The sequence below is a fragment of the Desulfatitalea tepidiphila genome, assembly GCF_001293685.1.
Classification (GTDB): Bacteria; Desulfobacterota; Desulfobacteria; order Desulfobacterales; family Desulfosarcinaceae; genus Desulfatitalea; species Desulfatitalea tepidiphila.
Window position 1 is genome coordinate 646,213 of sequence record NZ_BCAG01000001.1, and the last position, 20,759, is coordinate 666,971.

General features: G+C 58.3%; 12 protein-coding genes. 7 read left to right on the top strand and 5 right to left on the bottom strand.

Annotated features, from left to right (window positions below):
- Window positions 1–226 precede the first annotated feature (226 nt).
- Window positions 227–3,499, top strand: a complete 3,273-nt coding sequence (locus tag DFT_RS02835; RefSeq protein WP_054029712.1) for a PAS domain S-box protein — start codon at window positions 227–229, stop codon at window positions 3,497–3,499.
- Between the two features lie 32 nt (window positions 3,500–3,531).
- Here the strand turns inward: DFT_RS02835 and DFT_RS02840 are convergent, their stop codons facing one another.
- Window positions 3,532–3,768: a hypothetical protein gene (locus tag DFT_RS02840; RefSeq protein WP_054029713.1), complete on the bottom strand. Its 237-nt coding sequence runs from the start codon at window positions 3,766–3,768 to the stop codon at window positions 3,532–3,534.
- A gap of 147 nt (window positions 3,769–3,915) precedes the next feature.
- On the bottom strand, window positions 3,916–5,229 hold the full coding sequence (locus tag DFT_RS02845) for a PAS domain S-box protein (RefSeq protein WP_054029714.1): 1,314 nt from the start codon (window positions 5,227–5,229) through the stop codon (window positions 3,916–3,918).
- Between the two features lie 296 nt (window positions 5,230–5,525).
- Between DFT_RS02845 and DFT_RS02850 the strand changes: the two genes are divergently transcribed.
- From DFT_RS02850 to DFT_RS02865, 4 genes are all read left to right on the top strand, one after another.
- On the top strand, window positions 5,526–6,140 hold the full coding sequence (locus tag DFT_RS02850) for a TetR/AcrR family transcriptional regulator (RefSeq protein WP_054029715.1): 615 nt from the start codon (window positions 5,526–5,528) through the stop codon (window positions 6,138–6,140).
- 106 nt (window positions 6,141–6,246) lie between these two features.
- Window positions 6,247–9,243, top strand: coding sequence for an efflux RND transporter permease subunit (locus DFT_RS02855; protein ID WP_054029716.1), 2,997 nt, complete (start codon window positions 6,247–6,249; stop codon window positions 9,241–9,243).
- 3 nt (window positions 9,244–9,246) lie between these two features.
- Window positions 9,247–10,056, top strand: coding sequence for an outer membrane lipoprotein-sorting protein (locus DFT_RS02860; protein ID WP_054029717.1), 810 nt, complete (start codon window positions 9,247–9,249; stop codon window positions 10,054–10,056).
- Window positions 10,038–11,558, top strand: a complete 1,521-nt coding sequence (locus DFT_RS02865) for a DUF1302 family protein (protein WP_054029718.1) — start codon at window positions 10,038–10,040, stop codon at window positions 11,556–11,558. Before DFT_RS02860 ends, DFT_RS02865 begins: the two co-directional genes overlap by 19 nt.
- Here the strand turns inward: DFT_RS02865 and DFT_RS02870 are convergent.
- Window positions 11,555–12,181 (bottom strand): indolepyruvate oxidoreductase subunit beta, encoded by a 627-nt coding sequence (locus DFT_RS02870; RefSeq protein WP_235506160.1) that lies wholly within the window; start codon window positions 12,179–12,181, stop codon window positions 11,555–11,557. The genes DFT_RS02865 and DFT_RS02870 overlap by 4 nt on opposite strands.
- A gap of 2 nt (window positions 12,182–12,183) precedes the next feature.
- Window positions 12,184–14,118, bottom strand: coding sequence for a thiamine pyrophosphate-dependent enzyme (locus tag DFT_RS02875; RefSeq protein WP_054029719.1), 1,935 nt, complete (start codon window positions 14,116–14,118; stop codon window positions 12,184–12,186).
- Window positions 14,119–14,467: 349 nt separating this feature from the next.
- On the opposite strand from DFT_RS02875, the gene DFT_RS02880 reads away from it, so the two are divergent.
- On the top strand, window positions 14,468–15,151 hold the full coding sequence (locus DFT_RS02880) for a TetR/AcrR family transcriptional regulator (protein ID WP_152971839.1): 684 nt from the start codon (window positions 14,468–14,470) through the stop codon (window positions 15,149–15,151).
- 141 nt (window positions 15,152–15,292) lie between these two features.
- On the opposite strand, the gene DFT_RS02885 is transcribed toward DFT_RS02880, so the two are convergent.
- A complete protein-coding gene (locus DFT_RS02885) occupies window positions 15,293–17,374 on the bottom strand; it encodes a 3-hydroxyacyl-CoA dehydrogenase NAD-binding domain-containing protein (RefSeq protein WP_054029721.1) in 2,082 nt (693 codons plus the stop codon).
- A gap of 726 nt (window positions 17,375–18,100) precedes the next feature.
- Here DFT_RS02885 and DFT_RS02890 point away from each other — a divergent pair.
- Complete coding sequence (locus DFT_RS02890; protein ID WP_054029722.1) at window positions 18,101–20,611, top strand: efflux RND transporter permease subunit; 2,511 nt, start codon at window positions 18,101–18,103, stop codon at window positions 20,609–20,611.
- Window positions 20,612–20,759: the final 148 nt, after the last annotated feature.

A 20,759-nucleotide genomic window follows, 5' to 3' on the forward strand; every position in this document is an offset into this window, starting at 1 on the left:
GATTTGACGACGCAAGAAGACCGCTGGAGATTGTTGATAAAGAAAACCGTTGGTAGCCTTAACGGATCGCGATGTGCTATGGTAGATTCAATCCAACGGCGCTCACACGACCTCTTTCCCTATTTACCTCTGGATGACCGGGATCAATTGACCGCTTCATTTCAACGACGTGGCAGAATTGGGGGCAAGCCAGTCCCCATCGGACGATGAAGGAGAGTATAGAGGCATGAGGCACGAACGATACGCTTTTCTTCCGTTGCTGCTGGTCCTCGTGTTTTCTTTTACATCGGCCATGGCATCACGTGCCGAAAATCCCCGGGCCGTCGGGCTGACCCCCGAGGAGCGGGCCTGGCTCGACGCGCATGCTTCTGAATCCGTACTCTTTTTCAATACCTCGTTTCCACCCATCGAATTCGTTTCCGACCAAGGCACCTTCACAGGCATGGGCGCGGATGTGATGGCCCTGGTCGAGCAACGCCTCGGGGTCGTCTTTCCCAAACAGGCCTCCGACGACTGGAATCGGCATTTGGCGGCCCTGGAAAGCGGGGCCTGCGCCATTGCCCCCACCATCGTGCGCACCGCCGACCGGGAGCGCTATGCCTTTTTTACAACGCCCTACGCCGTGGTGCCTGTCGTGATCATCACCGCCGAAGCTTTTGTCGGCGGCAAGCGCATAGAATACCTCGAAGGGCGGCGGGTGGCCGTGGTTGCCGGATACGCCACCCAAACCTACCTGGGCCAAGACGCATCCGGTCGGTTCGAAGTCGTTCCCATGCCGGATGTGCCCCAGGGGCTTCAGGCGGTTTCATTCGGGCAGGTGGACGCCTTCGTGGAAAACCTGGCCGTGGCCGCCTACTATATTCAAAAGAAAGGCATCCCCAATCTGCGGGTGGCCGGCAACACCGACTACGCCTTCGAGTGGCGCATCGGGGTGAGCCGCAACTATCCGTTGCTTTATAGCGCCCTCCAGAAAGCTCTCGACACGATCACGGAAAGTGAAATGGAGGCGATCCGCGACCGATGGATATCGCTGGATATCGGCGATTGGCTGGATCCCAATGCGCGCCGCCTGCTCCGCATCATCAACGTGATCGTGGCGGTGGTAATGGCCGGCCTCCTGATCGTCAGCTACTTTCTCCTGCGCCGGTTGAAGGAAAAGGTGGCCAACCTGAAAATGGCGCAACAAGCGCTGCTGGAACAGGGCGAACTGCTGAAGATGGCCACGGCGGCGAACCAGGCCGGTATCTGGGACTACTACCCGAATCGGCGGGTCGTCTATCTCAGCCGGCAGTGGTTCGGCATGCTCGGTTACGACGGGGCAGGACGAGAAGAACCAGTCGAGGAGCTGCAAAGTTACATGCATCCCGAAGATCGCCCGATGGTGAAGCATCACTATCGGGAGTATATCGCGGCCTGCAGTCGGGAGCCCTACGAGATCGAATTTCGATTCCGGCAGGCGCAGGGCGGCTGGTGTTGGGTGCTTTCCAAGGGGAGGGCGGTGGAATGGGACCCGGACGGCGTTCCCTCGCGCCTGATCGGATTGGATATCAACATTCAGACCCTGAAAGACGCCCAGGCCGGCATGGCCCAGAGCGAGGCCTGGTTTCGCGCCATTTTCGACCATGCCCCATATGCCATCACCATCAGCGATCCTGAAGACGGGCGGTATTTGGCCGCCAACCAGGCGTTTCTATCCAATCGGGGTATTGGCCAGGATGAACTATCGACATTCAAAACCAGCGATTTTGCGGCCATAAGCGACGAAGAGACGGAAAAGGTGGTCGATACCCTCAGGAAGAAAGGGTTTGTCAATAATCTTGAGACCTCGATCCGCCGATTGGATGGCAGTGAGTCGCATATCATGTTCTCCTCGGTGTTGCTCGATGTCGGCGGGCACCAGCAGGTCCTGTCTATGACCGTGGATATCACCGAAAAAAAGCGGGCCGAAAAAGCGCTGAAAGAGAGCGAGGCACGCTTTCGTTCGCTTTTCATGATGGCCCCCTTGCCGCTGGTCGAGATTGCCGCGGATGGGCGCATCGTCGAGGTCAATGAGCGGTTTATTCAGACCTTGGGCTACGGATTGGACGAGGTCCCAACCGCCGATGCTTTTCTGTCGGTTGCCTTTCCAGACTCGGACTACCGCGGAAAGGTCGCATCGGACTTGCGTCAGGCCGTCGATCAGGAACTCGTCAGTCGTTCAAACATCGCCACCGGTGAATATCAGGTGACCTGCAAGGACGCAGCGGTGCGTCAGATGTTGATCGGCGCCAGTTTGATCGGAGAGAGTTACCTGGTCAGTTTCGTCGATATCACCGATTGGAAACGCGCCGAGGTAGAGCGTCAGAAACTCCAGGAGCAGTTGTTGCAGGCTCAAAAACTTGAGGCCGTGGGCGTCCTGGCCGGCGGGGTGGCCCATGATTTCAACAACATGTTGGGGGCCATCATCGGGTACACCGAACTGGTGATGGATGGGACGGATGCCGGCGATCCGATCCGCCAGAACCTGGCGAAAATTCTCGATGTGGCCCAGCGTTCGGCCAATCTCACCCGGCAGTTGCTGGCCTTTGCCCGCAAGCAGCGCGTCGAGCCGGTGCGCTTCGACCTCAATGAATCGGTGGAAGCCGTTCTCAAGATGTTGCGCCGGCTCATCGGTGAGAACATCGAGCTGACCTGGATGCCCGGCAAGGGCCGTTTCATGGTCTATATGGATCCCACTCAGTTCGATCAGATCCTGGCCAACCTGTGCGTCAATGCCAGGGATGCCATAGCGGACGTGGGAAAGATCACCATCCAAACCGCCACGGTGTCAGTGGACGACGCCTTTTGCGAACTCTATCCCGATTGTGTTGCCGGCGATTACGTTCGACTCTCCGTTAAAGATAACGGTTCGGGCATAGACCAGGAGACCCTACCGCATATCTTCGATCCGTTTTTTACCACCAAGGGCGTGGGACAGGGCACGGGGCTGGGATTGGCCATGGTCTATGGCATCGTCAAACAGAACAACGGGTTCATCCAGGTGGAGAGCGAACCGGGATGGGGAACGACCTTCAATATTTATCTGCCGCAGCAGGCCGCCGCTGCTGCTGCAGAGCAGGAAACAGCTTCAGAAGAGATCCCGCACGGCCGGGGCGAGATCATTCTCATGGTCGAAGATGATACAACTATCCGGGAGATCGGCCAGATGATGCTCCAGCGCTTGAATTACACTGTTTTGTCAGCGCCCACGCCGGGCGATGCGATTCGTCTGGTCGAGGAAAAGGGCGTGGACATCGGCCTGCTCATTACCGATGTGGTGATGCCGGAGATGAACGGCAGTGAATTGACGCAGCGGTTGCTGTCGATGCGTCCGGGGTTGAAATATATTTACATGTCCGGTTACACCGCCGACGTCGTGGTTCACCGGGGCGTATCGGACGACAAGGACCATTTCATTCAGAAACCCTTTTCTCTACGAGAGCTGGCGGTCAAGGTCAGGACTGTTCTGGATCAACGTTGAGCGATTCTCCAATATCGAGTCAAATCGAGAGACTAAAACGTTTTATGGCAAAATATCGTCAGATTGCGGGCAATCTGGCTGGCGTGCCGCTCCGCCTCATAAGCTCTGATCAAATCGGGCTTCACAAATTCGGGAGGATCGGTGCTGAGCAATATTTCCAGGCTTGCATTGATCATGGATAGATTCCGGACAACGCCCTCAAGGGCATCTAGAATGATTTTGCCATTCTGATATGGTTCATGCAGTGACATAGGATCGTTTGCTTTCATCGGCGTGGTGCCTCCAATCTTGATGGTCTGTTCTTATCGCGTGGCGCAGGGGAAATATCGGCTGAAAACGGAATCGCTTAACAGGAAACAATGGGGTGGAAAATGGGTGGATAAAACACCCGGCCAACCGGTTTGAACCGTTCGCGGCTACTCGTTCAAGGAACTCAGGTAGGTGTGCAGGTTTTTCTTTTTATTCACCAATCCGAGCTTGTCGCGGATATTTTTGCGATGCCATTGCACCGAACTCGGCGACATGCCCAATAGCCCGGCGATCTCCTTGGTATTCCGGCCGCTGCGGATAAAATCGGCGATGCGCACTTCGGTCGGTGTAAAATCGAGGTATTTTGAGGACTTGCTTGTGGAAAACTGGGATACGATGTCGTTCAGGTTGGTCTCGATGATACGCATGTACGCCCTGGCATCCGCACTGATCTGGCATTTGTCCAGTTCTTCGATATAGGGCATTACATAGCGCTTCAGGTGCACGAGCATATTGACTTCCACCGCCCGTTTTTCCACCTCGCGATGGTCGAGGGAGGCTTTCAGGGCCTGGTTGACTTTTTCCAGGTAGCGGCTCTTCTCTTCGAGCTCCTTTTCCCGTTGCATGAGGGTAAGGACGATCTTGTTTCTTTCGGTGACGTCCCGAACGATCGCCAGGAGCTGAGGCGTTTCGAGCACATCGATCTGTGAAAGGCTCACCTCCGCATCGAACCAGGTGCCGTCCATTTTTAGGAAACGCCACTCGAAGCACTGGAGCATTTTTTTATTATAGAGGTCTCGCCTATTTTTTATGTGATCCTTGGAAGTTACGCCGTCGGGCTGACACTGCGGCGACAGGTCTAAAATGGAGCGCCCGAGCAGGGTCGTTCCCGAGCTTTTGAAAAGATCCAGGGCCATTCGGTTGCAATCGACAATCCGGCCGGCTTCGATCACCAGAATCGCGTCGTTGGCCGATTCGAAAAGGTGGCGATATTGGGTTTCACTGGAGTGAATGGCCTCCTCGGCCGCGTGATTGGATGTGGTGTCCTGAATCGTCTCGATGGCGCCCAGAAGGGTGCCCTCCGAACTTTTCAAGGGGGCTGCCGTAAAAAAGAGCCATTTCCCATGCCGGCCCAGCTTGGGGAAAAAGTCCTCACCCTCGTAGCCCCCCCTTATCGATGGTGAGGGTCTGCATTTGCCGCCATAATGCGTGATCAATTGGGCGGGGTCGGCATGGCTGGCGATGAGATCGGCCAATACCTGCCGGGATTCGGTGTAAAAGGCCTCCCGATGTTTGAAGGTGCCGATGATATCATCGCTTCGAACACCGGTGAGCATTTCACAGGCCCGGTTCCAATGGGTAACCCGGCCTTCGGCGTTCACCATAAAGGTGGCCATGGGGGTTCCCCCCAGGACGTCGTTCAAGTCGCAAACATCGACGTTGTTGTACGCCGATGGATCCTTCAACGCGGTTCTGTCCATCATAGTTTCCGTTTTGATGTCATCTCCCTTTCATCTCTTTTTCGGCAATAAGCGGCGTTTCTTGAACTTTTCTTGAAACGAATTTTTTCTGTCCCTGCGACGAGAGGGTGTGAGGTGGCCACTGGTATCGGTTGGGCCGGGTTCGATGCGTTTCGCCCGTTGGCCTTGCCGGGCCACCCAGATTCGCCTTGACACGGCGGGAGGGACCGTAATATGAATGACGCGTCAGTCAGTTTTTAGGAGTGAGCCGCAAGGCGGCTCCCGCCGATTAGGCTTGCAGAGGATAGGATCCCGAAATGAGCGGAAAACAGGAGAGAACGAAACGGCAGCTCGTATCGGCGGCCATCGATGTGTTCCATGAAAACGGGTTTCAGAAATCCCGTATCTCGGACATCGTGGCCAAGGCCGGCGTTGCCCAGGGCACCTTCTATATCTATTTCAAATCAAAGGAAGAAATTTTTCATTACATCTGCACGGAGTTCAAAACCATGTTCATGAGCCTGCTGGACGATGCTGCCGATATGTTCACCGGCGCCTCGATAGAAGACATCCGGCGGGACCTGCATCGGTTCATCCATGAATTGATCACCCTCTTCACGGCCAACTACAAGATGGCCCGGCTGCTTTTCGTCGAAGGCAGCGGTTACGCCGGGAAGTTCGGGGGGATCTACGAAAGTATCTATGCGGACTTCATCGGCAGAATCGCCGCTTACCTGCCCGTCGGGCAACAAAGAGGGCATATCGCTTTCGAAGACGCGGAAACCGAAGCCGCCTTTTTAATCGGTCTTTTCGACAGCAGTCTGTTTTACTTCATGCGGGTCAAGCATCATATCGACATCGATAACCTGAGCCGCCGAATGACCGATTTTATCCTCGGCGGGCTGACCAAACAGCGACCGATTCCCGATTGACAAAGCACGACCAGCGACCGGGCAACAGACGTCGGTCTGTCCACGGCGCTATGACCCCCATCTCAGCGGATCGCCCATTCAGCTTGTTGCGGACTCAGGAGTGACCATGGAAACTCGATCGGAGCAGTCGTTCGATACAGACCGGATCGATTCGAATCAAAAGCATCCTGTTACATCAGACGGCATGTCGGCTTGGATCATGCCGCTGGCCAAACGCTTCTGGCTTATCATTTTACTTGTCTTCGGGCTTTCGTCAGCCGCGATCTGGGCGATTCCAAAGATCGTCATTCAAAATGACCTGATGTTCATGCTCCCGGAAGACAACGCGGCAAAGAACCATTATCTGGATGCCGAGGAACTTCTGGGCAATGCCGGCGGCATCGCCATCGCCATTCAATCCACGGACGGCATCTACCGGGTCGACCTGCTCGAGCGGGTCCGCGAGCTGGCGGCGAGATGTCGCGCGCTCAATCTGCGCATACCGGCGCACCAACTGGGGCTTCGCTGGGGGTTGTCGTCGGAGCACGCCCTGGCCCTGGCAGGGATACTGCAAAGCCTCTCTTCAGATCCCGATTTTACACCCCAGCTCCTTACAGAACTGCTGGCCGAGCCAACGGAGTTGGCGGAGGTCATCGGCGACAGCCTGCCCGCTTTACTGACGGTCGACGACACGGATCGTTTCTCCCTGGGACTGGCCGACCGCCTGGCGGCATTGGCCGCAGCCAATCCCGTTTTTCCGGGCGACCTGGCGGCCTTTGCCCATCAGACCACCGACCGGCGCGGCCATTTCAAAAACACCTGGGTCGACAAGGTGGTGGCCCTGACCGAAACCGACACGGTCTGGCCAGAATTCACAGATTATGGCGGCATCGCCGAGGCGGTGGCGCCGTTTGGTATTCCAGGCGGTCCGGACTTGGAGCGTTTCGTGGCGCAGATGCTCGAAGCCGGCGCCGTCGGTCCGGATGCCATCCTGCAATACTATGCGACGCGCCCCAAACCAGCGGACATTTCCGAAGCCTTCTGGTCCTCTCTGGCAGGTGCACTGACCCCTGAAGCCGTCCAGGCCCTGGGCGAGGCCCTGGTCCAGGCGCCCAAACAGATTCGTGTGGGCGACCTCGTGCCCCGGGAGATCACCACCGACAGCATGGCGCGAATACGGCAGCGTCTCCGCGCCTGGCCGTTTCTCCAGGAGGGCATCTACAGCCAGGACGAAAAGAGTCTGCTCGTGGTCGTGCGCAGCGCGCCGAATCTGGATCAGCCCAACCGCGAACTGCTGCTCGAGGGCGTCAAGGAAGAGGTGACGCAGTTGTTCGGTGACGGCCGCTATGGGGTGCACATGGCCGGTTATTCCATCGTCGATCAGGCCGTTGCGGAGAACATGCGCCAGGACATCGTGCGGCTCTTGCCCCTGGTATTTGTCGTGGTCACGCTGTTTCTCTTTTGCACCTTTCGCAATCCGGCCGGCGTGCTCTACCCCATGATCACGATCCTGTTGGCCGTGGGTTGGTGCATGGGCGTCATGGCGCTGCTGGATGTGCCCCTGTCCGTTGTGGGCACCGCCATGCCCGTTTTGCTGGTGGCCGTTGGATCGGCCTATGGCATCCACCTGGTCTATTACTTCGTTCATCGCCATGCCGGGACGTCCGACCCGAGCGCGGCCATGACCGATACCCTCGACGGCACCGGGCGCGGCGTGGTCATGGCCGGGTTGACGACCGTGGCCGGGTTCGTCTCCCTGGTCTTCAACGACATCGTGCCGTTGCGGGATTTCGGCCTGTTTACGGCGCTGGGCGTCTTTTTCGCATTGCTCGTTTCATTGCTTTTGATCCCCGCCCTGCTGATCCGTTTCGGGGTGCGGGCGCCCGCTCACCAGCGCGGCGCCGGTGCCGGCTTGGGCAGCCGACTGTCAGGCCGCCTGATCCGTGGGATCAGCCGCATATCCTACCAGCATCCGAAAAAGGTGATTGCCCTGGCCGTCCTCGTGGTGCTGGGTTCGATTGCCGGCGTGACCGGGCTCCGCGTGGAGATGAACAATATTGCGTTTTTCAAGAAGGACACCCCCATCCGCGCGGCCGATACGTTTATCAACGGCAATTTCGCCGGCACCGTGGACATGCGCATCATTTTCACCGCTTCCGAAGCCAACGGCGTGCTCGATCCGCTGGTCCTGGACGCTATGGAGCGCCTGGGGCACACCATCAAGGCGCAATATCCCCAAGTGGGCAAGACGCTTTCCGTCCTCGACCTGATTCGCAAGATGAACCAGGCCTTCTATTTCAACGATCCGGCCTATTACCGTATTCCAGGGATTTCTGACCTGGCCGGCGATCGATCGAATCAAGCGTTGAAGGCCCACCTGGCATCCTATATCGACAAGTTCCAGCGGGATGATACGCGTGCCTTTATCGATGGAGAAAAGCGGCGGGCGGCGCTCATGCTGCAGATCAAAACCGCGTCGAGCGAAGTCACGCGGGATATCCTGCACACCATCGAGAAACTCCTGGCCGGCCCGCTCGGTCAAGACCTGGAGCGCATCGGCGTGCAGGTGCACACGACCGGCATCGGCGCACTCTACGTCGAATCCGAGCAAATGATCGTCAGCGGCCAGATGCGTTCCATCGCCGTGTCGGTGGTGATCGTCCTGGTGCTCGTCACCCTGATCATGCGGTCGTTGGTCTACGGCCTGCTCTCCATACTGCCGCTCTGCATGGCCATATGCATCAATTTCGGCGTCATGGGGCTGCTTAACATTCCCCTGGACGCCGCCACGGCCATCGCCGCCTGCGTGGCCATCGGCATCGGCATCGACTACGGTCTCCACTACTTGAACCGATACCGGTTATACCGCCGGGCCGGCCATGGCCACGGAGAGGCCGTCGTCCAAACGGCCGACACCACCGGCGGATCGATCTGCATCAATGCCCTGGCCGTGGCCGCCGGCTTTTCGGTGCTGATGTTCTCCACCTTCGTGCCGCTCGTGCATCTGGGATTTCTCATCGCCCTGACCATGATCACATCTTCGGCCGGCTCCCTGACGCTGCTGCCGGCGGTATTGTCGCTGATCGACCGATCTCGTTTAACTTCATCAATGGATAAGGAGTGATTCATGAAAAGAAGCTTGATTCTCTTGCTGCTGATGTTGACGTATTGCGTCTCCGCTCAGGCCGCTGACATCGGCCCCTATGACCCGGCGACGGCCGACAAGGATGGACGCCGCATCTTCGATATTGCCGATGATTTCAACGAACCGGAGCGGGACCTGGTGATTTACACCCGGATGACCCTCAAATCCGGCGAGGCGGTCAGTGATACTCGCAAGGTGATCATCAAGGAGAGGATCGACAACGATCTGAGCCGCATCGTGTTTCGATTCACCGATTCATTGAAGCGCGGGCTCACCTTCCTGACCATCGAAACCCATGGCGAAAACAACGACCAGTATCTGTATGTGCCGGCCATCGGCCGGCCCCGCCAGATCGCTTCCCAGGATCGCCAGAACAATTTCGAAGACACCGATTTCACCAATGAGGATCTGGGCGGCATCAAGCTGGACGATTACACCTACAAGCGCGGCAGCGACACCACGCTCGCCGGGCGCGCCTGCTACAAGGTGACGGCCACGGCCAAGGCCGACGGCGCGCGCTTTCCCAAGAGGATCGCCTGGTTCGACCAGGAGACCTTCATCCCCCTGCAGATGAAAATTTACAACAGGGACAACAAGTTGCAGCGGGTCGTTGTGGCCGGCGACGTGCGACCCGTGGGCGCCATTCATCTCCCGTTCAAAACCGTGGCCAAGGACCTGCTGGAAAATCACACCACCATCCTGGATGTGGTTCGTGCCGAGGTGGACAGCGGCGTCGAGCCCCTGGATTTCGATAAGGAAAAATTGGGGGCCGCATGGAAAGAGACGTTTTAGGCGGCAAGCCCTGCCGGGCGTTTTCTCTCGTTCTTCTTCTGGCCCTGATCGCAGCTTTGACGATGACCCATCCAAACCTTTGGGCATCCGAAGCCAGTCCGGGATCGCATCGCCGGATGGCTTCCAGCCTTTCGAACCAGGGCGAAAACGAAACGGCGGAAGCGGGCGAAGAAGATGACTACATGGAGGACCTGCTGGGCGAATCGAGCGGCGCAGGCGATACCGCCACTGCGCCGGCGGTCGACCGGAAGAACTTTCCCTTGGATTACGAAGGCGAGCTGGTCGCCCATCTGTGGGCCCCCAATGACTATGACCACGAATGGCACACTACCGATCGGTTGGATCTGAAGGGATGGGGCGACATCGGCGCCATCCGCATGGCCGGCCGCTTCCGGTTGGACTACCAGGACCTGGAAAAGGATGCCAAGGCCAGAACCGACCTGCGGGAGCTCTTCGCCACCTATCAACTTCGCCCGAGCGCGGTCAGCTATGTGGATCTCACCATCGGCAAGAAAATCCTCTATTGGGGCAAAGGCGACGAGGTGAGGCCCATCGACCGGGTTTGCCCGGAAGATCTGAACGCCTTGTACTTCTACAATTTGAACGATCGAAAGACCGGGCGCATTGGAACGTTCCTCGACGTGCAGTTCACGCGACGATTACGCTTCGAAGGTTTCTGGTCCCCCTATTTCGAAGCCAGCCAGACCCCGGAGTCCGGAGATTACTATGAACCGGCGCTGCTTCGCCAATTGACCGGCGCCGGCATCGGAATCGACGGCGAGGACGAACCCGACGCATGGTCGGCCGACGCCGGTATCGGCGGCCGTTTCATGTTTTCACTGTTCAAGGCGGACCTGGCCCTCTACGCCTTTCACGGCTACGACCCCAAACCGAGCTACGGGATCCACCGGCTGGGGCCGGATCCCTATTTCGGGCTTCCCATCGTGCCCCAATCCATCAACGCCACCTACCCTCGCATGACCCTGTTCGGCGCCGACGTGGAACGCACCCTGGGTGCGGTGGTGCTGCGGGCCGAGGCCGCCTATCAATCTCGCGGTGCCTGGTTCGCTCTGGATTGGCAGCAGGATCCCACCCTCTTGCTGGAAACACCCCGCGGAAACGTGGAGAAAGATCAGCTCCAGTATGTGGTCGGCCTGGACAAGAGCGACCTGTTCATTCGCAATCTATTTTTCAATCTTCAATTGCTGGGGAGCCATATCTTCGATCACGATCCGCGAATGGTCGCCTCCGAATCCCAGACCGGCATGACCGCCTACCTGCGCTACGCGTGGTTGGATTCGAAATTGGAGATATGGTATCGCTACATGCTCATTTTCCAGGACGAAGACCAGCGCCATCACTTTGAAATAACATACAAACCGTTGTCATGGGCCCAGGCGGGCATCGGCGCCGTGGCCTTCGATGGGGGCGGGGATACGACCACCTTCGGCCAATACGCGGATAGGGATTTTGTCTATGCCAAAATGAAGCTCATCTTTTAACTTTCGATGAGCTCTTTTCCCCTGTCGAACGCTTCCAGGTTTTTGGCGATTTTATCCGACGGCACCATGCGGGTGATGGTCGCCTCGAAAATGTCGCGGTCCAGGGGGAGCACGCCGGTGGCCGACAAGGCGCCCACCAGGATGATGTTGGTGAAAATCGGATTGCCCATTTCCATAGCCGTTTCTGTGGCGTTGAGGAACCAGGCGGTATGGGAAAGATCGGTGATCCACCCTTTTAATTGTTCGGCCTCCGGGTATTGGGCCTCGCCGCTGATTACGGCGATGGCATGAATGGGCCGCATGTTGCACAACACGTGGACCTGTTCGCTGCCGTAATCCTTCAGGACCCGCAGTGCTTCGGTGGGCTCCAGGGAGACGATAAGGTGGGCCCGGCCTTTGGGGATCTGGGGGGAGAGGTCGTTGAAGGTCGAGGCCCGCAGGTGGCTCATCACCGAACCGCCGCGCTGGGAGGCGCCGAAGGTTTCACCGATGGTGATGTTGAGTCCCTGGGCCATGAGCATGTTGCCGAGCAGACGCGAGGCCAGGACATTGCCCTGGCCTCCCACGCCGGTGATGATCATGTTGTAAGGGTCGGCCGCCAGGGCCGTCATCGATCCGTTCATCGCTACACCGCCTCCTTTTGAATCGCTCCGGCCGGGCAGATCGACGCGCACACGCCGCACCCCGCGCAAATGACATCATCGATGCGGGAAACCTTTTTGACCTTGTCCCATATCAGCCCCGGACATTTGAAGACCCGGGTGCACAATCGGTTGCAGCCGCAATTTTCGCCCATGCAGATCGTCTCGACGATGTGCATGTTGAACCTGCGTTTGCCTTTTCGCTCGGGGCTCAGGGCGCACAGCTGTTTGAGGATGAGCACGTTGGGACCCTGCCGCGAAGAGATCAGCTCCAGGAGCGCGGCCTGGGTGGCGGCCAGGTCGAAGGGATCGCACTGGCGCACCTCGACGCCCATGGCTTCGCAGATGCGTCGGATGTCCAGGGCCTGCACCGCCTTACCGGCCGCGTCCACGGTGAGGCCGGGGTGGGGTTGAAATCCGGTCATGGCCGTGCCGCTGTTGTCCAGCACCACAACGGTGATGTTGGCGCCGTGGTGGGCGGCGTTGGCCAGGGCCGGCATGACGGCGTGGAAAAAGGTGGAGTCGCCGCTGACGGCCAGCACGGGCTGATCGAGGCCGAACTCCCGGAGCATGCCGAAGCCGCTGGCCACACCGGTTCCCGATCCCATGGCGTGCAGGGTTTTCAGGGTTTCATAGCCGGTGGGGCGCATGGCCAGGGAGTAGCACCCGATATCGCCGCAGACGAACCCCTGTCGATGGTCGAGTTGCAGAGCGTTGTGGATCGACCAGAACGAAGCACGGTGGGGGCAACCGGGACAGAAGGTCAGGTCGCGCTCCGGCGCCCCGAAAAAAGCCGATTCCAGGGCTTTTTGGGCATAACTCTCGGACACGGGCTGGTAGTCGATACCCAGAACCCTGGCCAGCCCCTGGACTACCCGATCCGGGTTCATTTCGCCGGTGGCGGGGATGGTGCCGTCGCGCTTGCCGTAGAAAGTTTTGACGCCGATAGTGGGGGCCAACTCGGCGGCCAGGATCTTGACGCTCTCTTCGAGGAACGGCAGCACCTCCTCGACGATGAGGATCGTGTCGGCCATACGCAGATGGCGCTCCACGAAACGGGGCGGCAGGGGCCAGGTGGTGCCCATCTTGAGAATGCCTACCCGCGATTCGGCCTGGAGCAAGCGGACCGCCTCCTTGCTGTAGAGGTTGCAGGCACTGCTGGTGATCAGGAGCACCTCGGGGTCGGGCGGGCCGCAATAGGTGTTGAACGGGCTCTCTTCGAAAAGTTCGGCGGCTTTCTGAACACGTTCCTGCTGAAGCGTGTGCTTGTACTCCACCGGCGAGCTGATCACCGCGCCTTCCATCTGATCCAGGATGAAACCATCATGTTTGAAGTAAGCCTTGCTGCCGGTCGGCGGCAATTCGCCCAGGGTCACGTTGCCGCTGGCGTGGGACAGTCGGGTGACGCTGCGGACCATCACCAGGGTGCGCAGTTCTTCAGAAAGCGTGAAGGCATATCGGACCATCTCCTTGGCTTCCTGGAAGTTACCGGGTTCGAGCAGGGGGATCTCGACGAGGCGGGCGAAATGGCGTGATTCGCCCTCGTTGACGCTGGAAAGGGCTCCCGGGTCGTCGCACGGGACCAGGACCAGGCCGGCGCGGGTGCCGGACCCGGCCAGATGCAACAGGAAGTCCGAGGCCACGTTGACCCCGTTCTGCTTCATCACGCAAAGCGCTCTGAGGCCGGCAAAGGATGCCGCGGCAGCGACCTCCAGGGCCACCTTTTCGTTGACCGACCACTCCACGTAGAGATGGCGCTCCTTGGAAACTTTGGCCAGGTTTTCGATGATTTCGGATGACGGGGTGCCCGGATATCCGGCGGCCACGGAGATACCGGCCTCCAAGGCCCCTCGAGCGATGGCTTCGTTGCCCATGAAAAGCCGTTGCTCGCCCTTTTTCCCCTGAACCAGATAGGACATCGTGACTCCTCTCGCGCGTTTTGCGCGCCAATCTGAGATGCAACTTCTTGTGTTGTTGTATCCTCGCTCCCGGGCGATGACAAGGGGAAATCGAATGAACCGGGTCTGCGACACATGCCCGCCTTGTTGTCATGGGAAATGACAAATTCCGCTAAAATTCAAAAGGCATACAAAATCATTGAAAGAAACTTCCATAAATTGTACACCACTTGTGACAGCGCCCGCTAACTGGATCAGCCTCGGGCAAGGCCCCCTTGACATATTCGAGATCGTGAAACAAAGGATGAGAGGAAAGGCGCAGCGCACGAAACCTCTTCGACAAACAAAAAGAACGGATTGCGAGACGATGGTGAGTAAAGTCGATAACACCGAGAAGACCCCACTTGCATTGGCCCTGGCCAATTCCAAGCGTCCCCAGGCCACTCCTCTGGAAGTCTTCAAGTTGGCACGCCGGCGATGGTTGGAGGGCAAAAAGATCAGTTTCGGACAGTTGGCCCAAGAGATCGGCGTCAGCCGCGGCACGCTGTATCGCTGGGTGGGCAAAAAAGACCTTTTGATGGACGAGATTTTCTGGTCGCTGACAGGGCCGGCATTCGAACGCGCCGTTCGGGAAACCCCGGGGCATGGGATCGATCATATCGTCAATGTGCACCGCAGTTTCATGGCATCGATCTTGTCCTTTCCACCCATGCAGCAGTTCATTAAAGATGACCCGAGCTACGCCTTTCGCATTTTGACCAACTTTACGAGCGGCGTGAGCCAGCGTATCATCAAGCTCACTGCCGAACATTTGCGGGAGCAGGAGCGGCAAGGGCATATCCAGCTGCATTCACCGGCGGAAAAGCTGGCGGAAATCTTCATCCTCGCCAACCAGGGGATCTTGTACAGCGACGTGATCAGCGGGCGCTCACCGGCCATTGACAAGGCCTGCGCAATCATTCGATTGCTGCTCACTTCGAGCGAGGCGATCGAGCAGCAGGCGGGTTCCTTCAAAATGGAAGAGTCTTCTGATACCGGTTCGACGAAAGCTTGACGGCGCCGGTCGGCGCTAATTGTTTAGTAACCCATCCAAGTTTGACTTCTGTTGCGTGAACATAGTACGAAACGAGGGGCGGGCGTTACGCCCGCCCCTATCTATTTTGGATGGATGCCACCCGCTTGACGATGGGCATCTCTAGTTCAAGGAAGCGAATTTCTTCCCTTCTTTGACCAGTTTTTCCAGCAGGGCGGCGGGTTTGAAGTCATCGCCATGTTCGGCCTGGAACTTCTTCATCACGTCGAGCACCTTGTCCAGTCCGACCAGGTCGGCATAGAACATGGGGCCGCCGCGGTACAGGGGCCAGCCATAGCCGTTGATCCAGATGACATCCAGGTCGCTCGGCCGCACCGCGATTTTTTCTTCCAGAATTTTTGCCCCCTCGTTGATGATCGGGTAGATACAACGCTGCAGAATCTCTTCGTCGGAGATCCCCCGGCGTTTATATCCCTTTTTCTCTGAAAATTCGACGATCAGTTGATCGACTTCGGGCGCGGGTTTGGGAACTCGGCTGCCCGGGTCATAATTGTAGTAGCCTTTGCTGGCCTTGAGACCGAAGCGGCCCTGCTCGCAGATCAGGTCCCGGATCGAATCGCCCGTGGAGGTCTCCTTGCTCCAGCCCAGGTCGTTGCCGATCAGGTCATAGAGTTGGAAGGGACCCATGGGGAAACCGAAGTCGTACACCACCTTGTCCACCTGGGCGGGCAGCGCGCCTTCGAGGATCAGCTTCTCGCTTTCACGGCGGCGCTGGGAGAACATACGGTTGCCTGCGAAGCCGTGGCAGACCCCGACCATCACGGCAATCTTCTTGATTTTTTTGGCGATGGCCATGGCCGTGGCCAGAACCGGGATCGACGTTTTGGCGGCGCGCACCACTTCGAGCAGGCGCATCACGTTGGCCGGGCTGAAAAAGTGCAGGCCGAGCACATACTCGGGCCGTTGGGTCATGGCCGCGATCTCGTCCACGTTCAGGTATGAGGTGTTGGTGGCCAGGATGGCGCCCGGCTTGCAAATGGCGTCGAGCTTGGAGAAGATCTCTTTTTTCAAGTCCATGTTTTCGAAGACCGCTTCGATGACCAGGTCCACGTCGGCCAGATCTTCCATGTGGGTGGTGCCCTTGATCAGGCCCATGCGCGCGCTGACATCGTCGGCCGTCATCTTGCCCTTCGAGGCGCTGATGTCGTAGTTTTTCTTGATCACGCCCAGGCCGCGGTCCAGAAACTCCTGCTTGGCCTCGACCAGGGTCACGGGGATGCCGGCGTTGACGAAGTTCATGGTGATGCCGCCGCCCATGGTGCCGGCGCCGATGACGCCCACCTTCTTGATATCGATCAGCGGCGTATCTTTGGGGATGTCGGGAATCTTAGCCACTTCGCGCTCGGCAAAGAAGTAGTAGCGCTGGGCCGCCGACTGGGAGCCGCTCATCAGTTGCTGGAACAGCTCGCGCTCATACTTGAGGCCTTCGGCAAACGGCTTGTGGACGGCCGCTTCCACCGCCTTGACGCACGCTTCGGGTGCTTCGAAGCCGCGGGCGGTCTTGGCCAGCTGTTTGCGGTAATCGGCGAAGATTTCGGGTTTGTTGCGTGCCTCGTCGATTTTTTCGGTCATGGTGCTGACCCGGCGCATGGGCCGTTTTTCGGCCAGGACTTTTTGGGCGAAAGCGATGGCGCCTTCGGCCAGATCACCCGCCACGATCTCATCGATGACGCCCTCCTTGAGGGCTTTGTCGGCGCGGATCGGGTTGCCGGTGGCGACCATGGGCAGGGCCTTTTCCGGACCGATCAGGCGCGGCAGGCGTTGGGTGCCGCCGGCGCCCGGCAACAGGCCGAGTTTGACTTCCGGCAACCCGAATTGGGCGCTGGGCACGGCGACCCGGAAGTGGGAACTCAGGGCGGTTTCCAGTCCACCGCCGAAAGCCGTGCCGTGGATGGCGGCGATGATGGGTTTGGAGCACTGGTCGAACGTGTTCAACACGTCGGGTAGATGCGGCTCGAGCGGCGGTTTGCCGAATTCGCGGATATCGGCGCCGGCACAAAAGGTGCGGCCTTTGCAGATGACCACGATCGCCTTGATGTCGTCATCGTTCATCGCCATGGTGATGCCGTCGGCCATGCCCTTTCGTACGGGGTGCCCCAATGCGTTGACCGGGGGATTGTCGATCCACAACAGGGCGATCTCCCCTTGCTTTTCCAATGATACGGCTTCGGTAATCGCAACCATTCGTCTCTCCTCCTGATGAATTGATAGTTCATGCCCATCCACAAATAGCCAATTGGCCTGTTTGTGGACGGGCATTGGTGATATGGATTTTCAAAAATGTGACAAACCGGAATGGATGTCTCAAAATGACCAATAAACGGTCCTTGTTTAATCATACCTGCGCTTTCCTGTCCATACCTTATAACCCGCAGCTCCGACAAACCCGGCACGCCCCTCCCAGCCCCGCAGATGCCGCCTCGCCGGAAGTGATAACACGTTGAAACGGAGCGCTATTCTCCAGCAATTCGAACTGAATGGGATTCACCCTGAAGGGCATGCTTTCCAAAAGATGTTTCATAAAAAGAATCGTATCGCAGCAGACATGGCAGGCGTGGGTGGAGCAGGTGGCCAGGGCCACATACGCCAGCGGTCAATAGTGCCGCTTGAATGCAAACGGCGGTCAAGCGGCCCAGACTGTTTGAGCGCAGCGAGTTTCTGGGCCGCCCGCCGTGCATTCATAGCGGCAGTTGACCGCTTGGCGTGTGGCATCGGCCACCTGGTCCATCCACGCCGGGTTTGTTGCATCGCATTTAGTTGGAATCGCTGGCTATTCCCCTCCTGTCTTGACCCCGCCGGGTCGAACGTATATAAACGGGGGCATTTGTCTCGGGCCGTTTGGAGGCTTTTCCGCGCCGATGATGCATCCGATGATGTATCCTGGCCTTAACGTGCAGCCGATGGAGACCCATGAAAAAGATTTCTGAAGCCGCCCTTCGCTGGTATACCCGGCTCGTGCTGGATCATCCCCTGGCGGTGATCCTTGTATTGTTGGCCATCATCGCCGCATTGGGATACAAGGCCAAAGATTTTCGCATCGACGCCTCGGCCGAAACCCTGCTGCTGGAGAACGACCGGGACCTGCGGTACTCCCGTGAGGTGGTGGAGCGTTACGGGGCCACCGATTTCCTATTGATCGCCTACACCCCGAAGCAGGGGGACCTGCTCTCCGACGAAAACCTGGCCGCCGTCGGTCGATTGCGCGACGAGTTGAAGCGGCTGCCCCTGGTCACCTCGGTCCTGACCCTGCTGGACGTGCCCCTGTTTCAGAGCCCGCCCATGTCCTACGCCGAAGTCTCCGAGGGCATCCGCACCCTCGAGTCATCGGCCACCGATCGGGCGTTGGCCCGCAAAGAGCTGGCCGAAAGCCCGTTTTACCGCAATTTGATGGTCAGTGAAGATCTGAAGACCACGGCCATCATCGTGAATCTGGAGACCGACGCGCACTATCAGTCCCTGCTCAAGGAGCGCAATGTCCTGCTGGACAAGAAGGCGGATGATGCGCTCAGCGAAGCGGACGAAGAGGCGCTCGGCGTGGTCAATCTGCAGATCGACCGCCACATGGAGCGAATGAGCACCGCCCAGCACGAGAACATCAAAACCGTGCGGGCCATCATGGATCGCTACCGCGATCAGGCCGATCTGTTCCTCGGCGGCGTCAGTATGATCCAGGACGACATGATCTCCTTCGTCCGCAACGATTTGAAGATCTTCGGTATGGGCGTCTTCGCGCTGCTGGTGCTCATGCTGGGACTCATCTTCCGCCGGTTCCTCTGGGTCCTCCTGCCCATGCTCTGCTGCTTTCTTTCGGTCATTGCCATGATGGGCATCCTGGCCATTTTCGGATGGGAGGTGACCGTCATCTCCTCCAACTTCATCTCCCTGCAGCTGATCATGACCCTGGCCCTCACGGTCCATCTCATCGTGCGCTACCGCGAATTTCATCGCACCGATCCCACCAGGGACCAGCGCGCGCTCGTCCACGACACGGTGCGCACCAAGTTCGTGCCCTGTCTCTACGCGGTGCTGACCACCATCGCCGGCTTCAGCTCACTGGTCATGTGCGACATCAAACCGGTCATCAACTTCGGCTGGATGATGAGCGTCGGCCTGGTGCTTTCCCTGCTGCTCACCTTCGTTCTTTTCCCGGCCTCGGTCATGCTGGCCAAAAAGCGGGGCCTGCCCACGGAAAAGGGCAGCCATGCCGGTCATTTTCTGACCGCCGCCTCGGCCCGCTTCACTCAGCACCACGGCGCGATCATCCTGCTGGCCACATGCGTGATCACCGCGCTGACCGTGGTCGGCATTTCACGTTTGCGGGTGGAGAACAGCTTCATCGACTATTTCAAGACCTCCACCGAGATTTATCAGGGCATGGCGCTGATAGACAAGAAACTGGGCGGCACCACGCCGCTGGACGTGATCGTTCAGTTCGATGATATCGATTTGAAGCAGTTCGCCCAGCCCGATGAGGAGGTGGACGACCTCCTCAATCCCTACGACCAGGAGGTGGTCGAGGATTATGACAAGTACTGGTTTTTCGACGAGCGTCTCGAGACCATCGAGGCGGTGCACGACTACATCGATAGTCTGCCGGCCACCGGCAAGCAGCTCAGCCTGGCCACGCTGCTGAAGATTGGCCGCAACTTGAATGACGGCAAATCCCTGGACAGCATCTCCATGGCTGTGCTCTACACCAAGCTGCCGGACAAATACAAGGAGCTGATATTAGAGCCCTATCTTTCCATCGAAGCGAACGAAGCCCGTTTTTCGGTGCGCATCATCGATTCGCTCGAAGACCTCAACCGGGATGCCCTGCTGAAAAAAATCAAGCATGACCTCGTCGACCAGCTCGGACTGGCCGCCGAACGGGTCCATCTGACCGGCACCATGGTGCTTTACAACAACATGCTGCAGAGCCTTTTCTCTTCCCAGATCCAAACCATGGGGCTGGTCGCCCTGGTGCTGTTCGTCATGTTCATGGTGCTGTTCCGCTCGATCCGTCTGGCCCTCATCGCCCTGTTTCCCAACCTGCTGTCAGCCGGTTCGGTCATCGGTGTCATGGGCTGGCTGGACATCCCCCTGGACATGATGACCATCACCATCGCCGCCATCAGCGTGGGTATCGCCGTCGACGACACCATCCACTACATCTACCGCTTCAAGGAAGAGATCAAGACGGACGGCAATTACTACCGGACCATGCACCGCTGCCACGGCAGCATCGGCCACGCCATGTATTATACCTCGGTGACCATTATCATCGGGTTTTCCATTCTGGCACTCTCCAACTTCTGGCCGACCATCTATTTCGGACTCTTAACCGGCCTGGCCATGCTGGTGGCCATCATCGCCGCCCTGACGCTGCTGCCCTGGCTGATCGTGGTGGTGAAGCCGTTTGGGCGGGAAGTCGAATCGTGACGTCACCGTAAGAAGCCCGATATCTGCGTTGCGCTCATCCCGTGGTCCTTGCGGCGTACGACCAGTAGGCCTCAGGACACGGAATTTCGCGCGCCTTGATCTTGAACTTCTTACGGCGCCATCCAAAGCGGCTTTTGGGAATCCATCG

Coding starts and splice junctions, on each gene's coding strand:
- DFT_RS02850 (WP_054029715.1), top strand. CDS start 5,526: ATGAGCGGAAAACAGGAGAGAACGAAACGGCAGCTCGTATCGGCGGCC.
- DFT_RS02885 (WP_054029721.1), bottom strand. CDS start 17,374: ATGGTTGCGATTACCGAAGCCGTATCATTGGAAAAGCAAGGGGAGATC.
- DFT_RS02855 (WP_054029716.1), top strand. CDS start 6,247: ATGGAAACTCGATCGGAGCAGTCGTTCGATACAGACCGGATCGATTCG.
- DFT_RS02840 (WP_054029713.1), bottom strand. CDS start 3,768: ATGAAAGCAAACGATCCTATGTCACTGCATGAACCATATCAGAATGGC.
- DFT_RS02865 (WP_054029718.1), top strand. CDS start 10,038: ATGGAAAGAGACGTTTTAGGCGGCAAGCCCTGCCGGGCGTTTTCTCTC.
- DFT_RS02845 (WP_054029714.1), bottom strand. CDS start 5,229: ATGGACAGAACCGCGTTGAAGGATCCATCGGCGTACAACAACGTCGAT.
- DFT_RS02890 (WP_054029722.1), top strand. CDS start 18,101: ATGAAAAAGATTTCTGAAGCCGCCCTTCGCTGGTATACCCGGCTCGTG.
- DFT_RS02835 (WP_054029712.1), top strand. CDS start 227: ATGAGGCACGAACGATACGCTTTTCTTCCGTTGCTGCTGGTCCTCGTG.
- DFT_RS02875 (WP_054029719.1), bottom strand. CDS start 14,118: ATGTCCTATCTGGTTCAGGGGAAAAAGGGCGAGCAACGGCTTTTCATG.
- DFT_RS02870 (WP_235506160.1), bottom strand. CDS start 12,181: ATGAACGGATCGATGACGGCCCTGGCGGCCGACCCTTACAACATGATC.
- DFT_RS02860 (WP_054029717.1), top strand. CDS start 9,247: ATGAAAAGAAGCTTGATTCTCTTGCTGCTGATGTTGACGTATTGCGTC.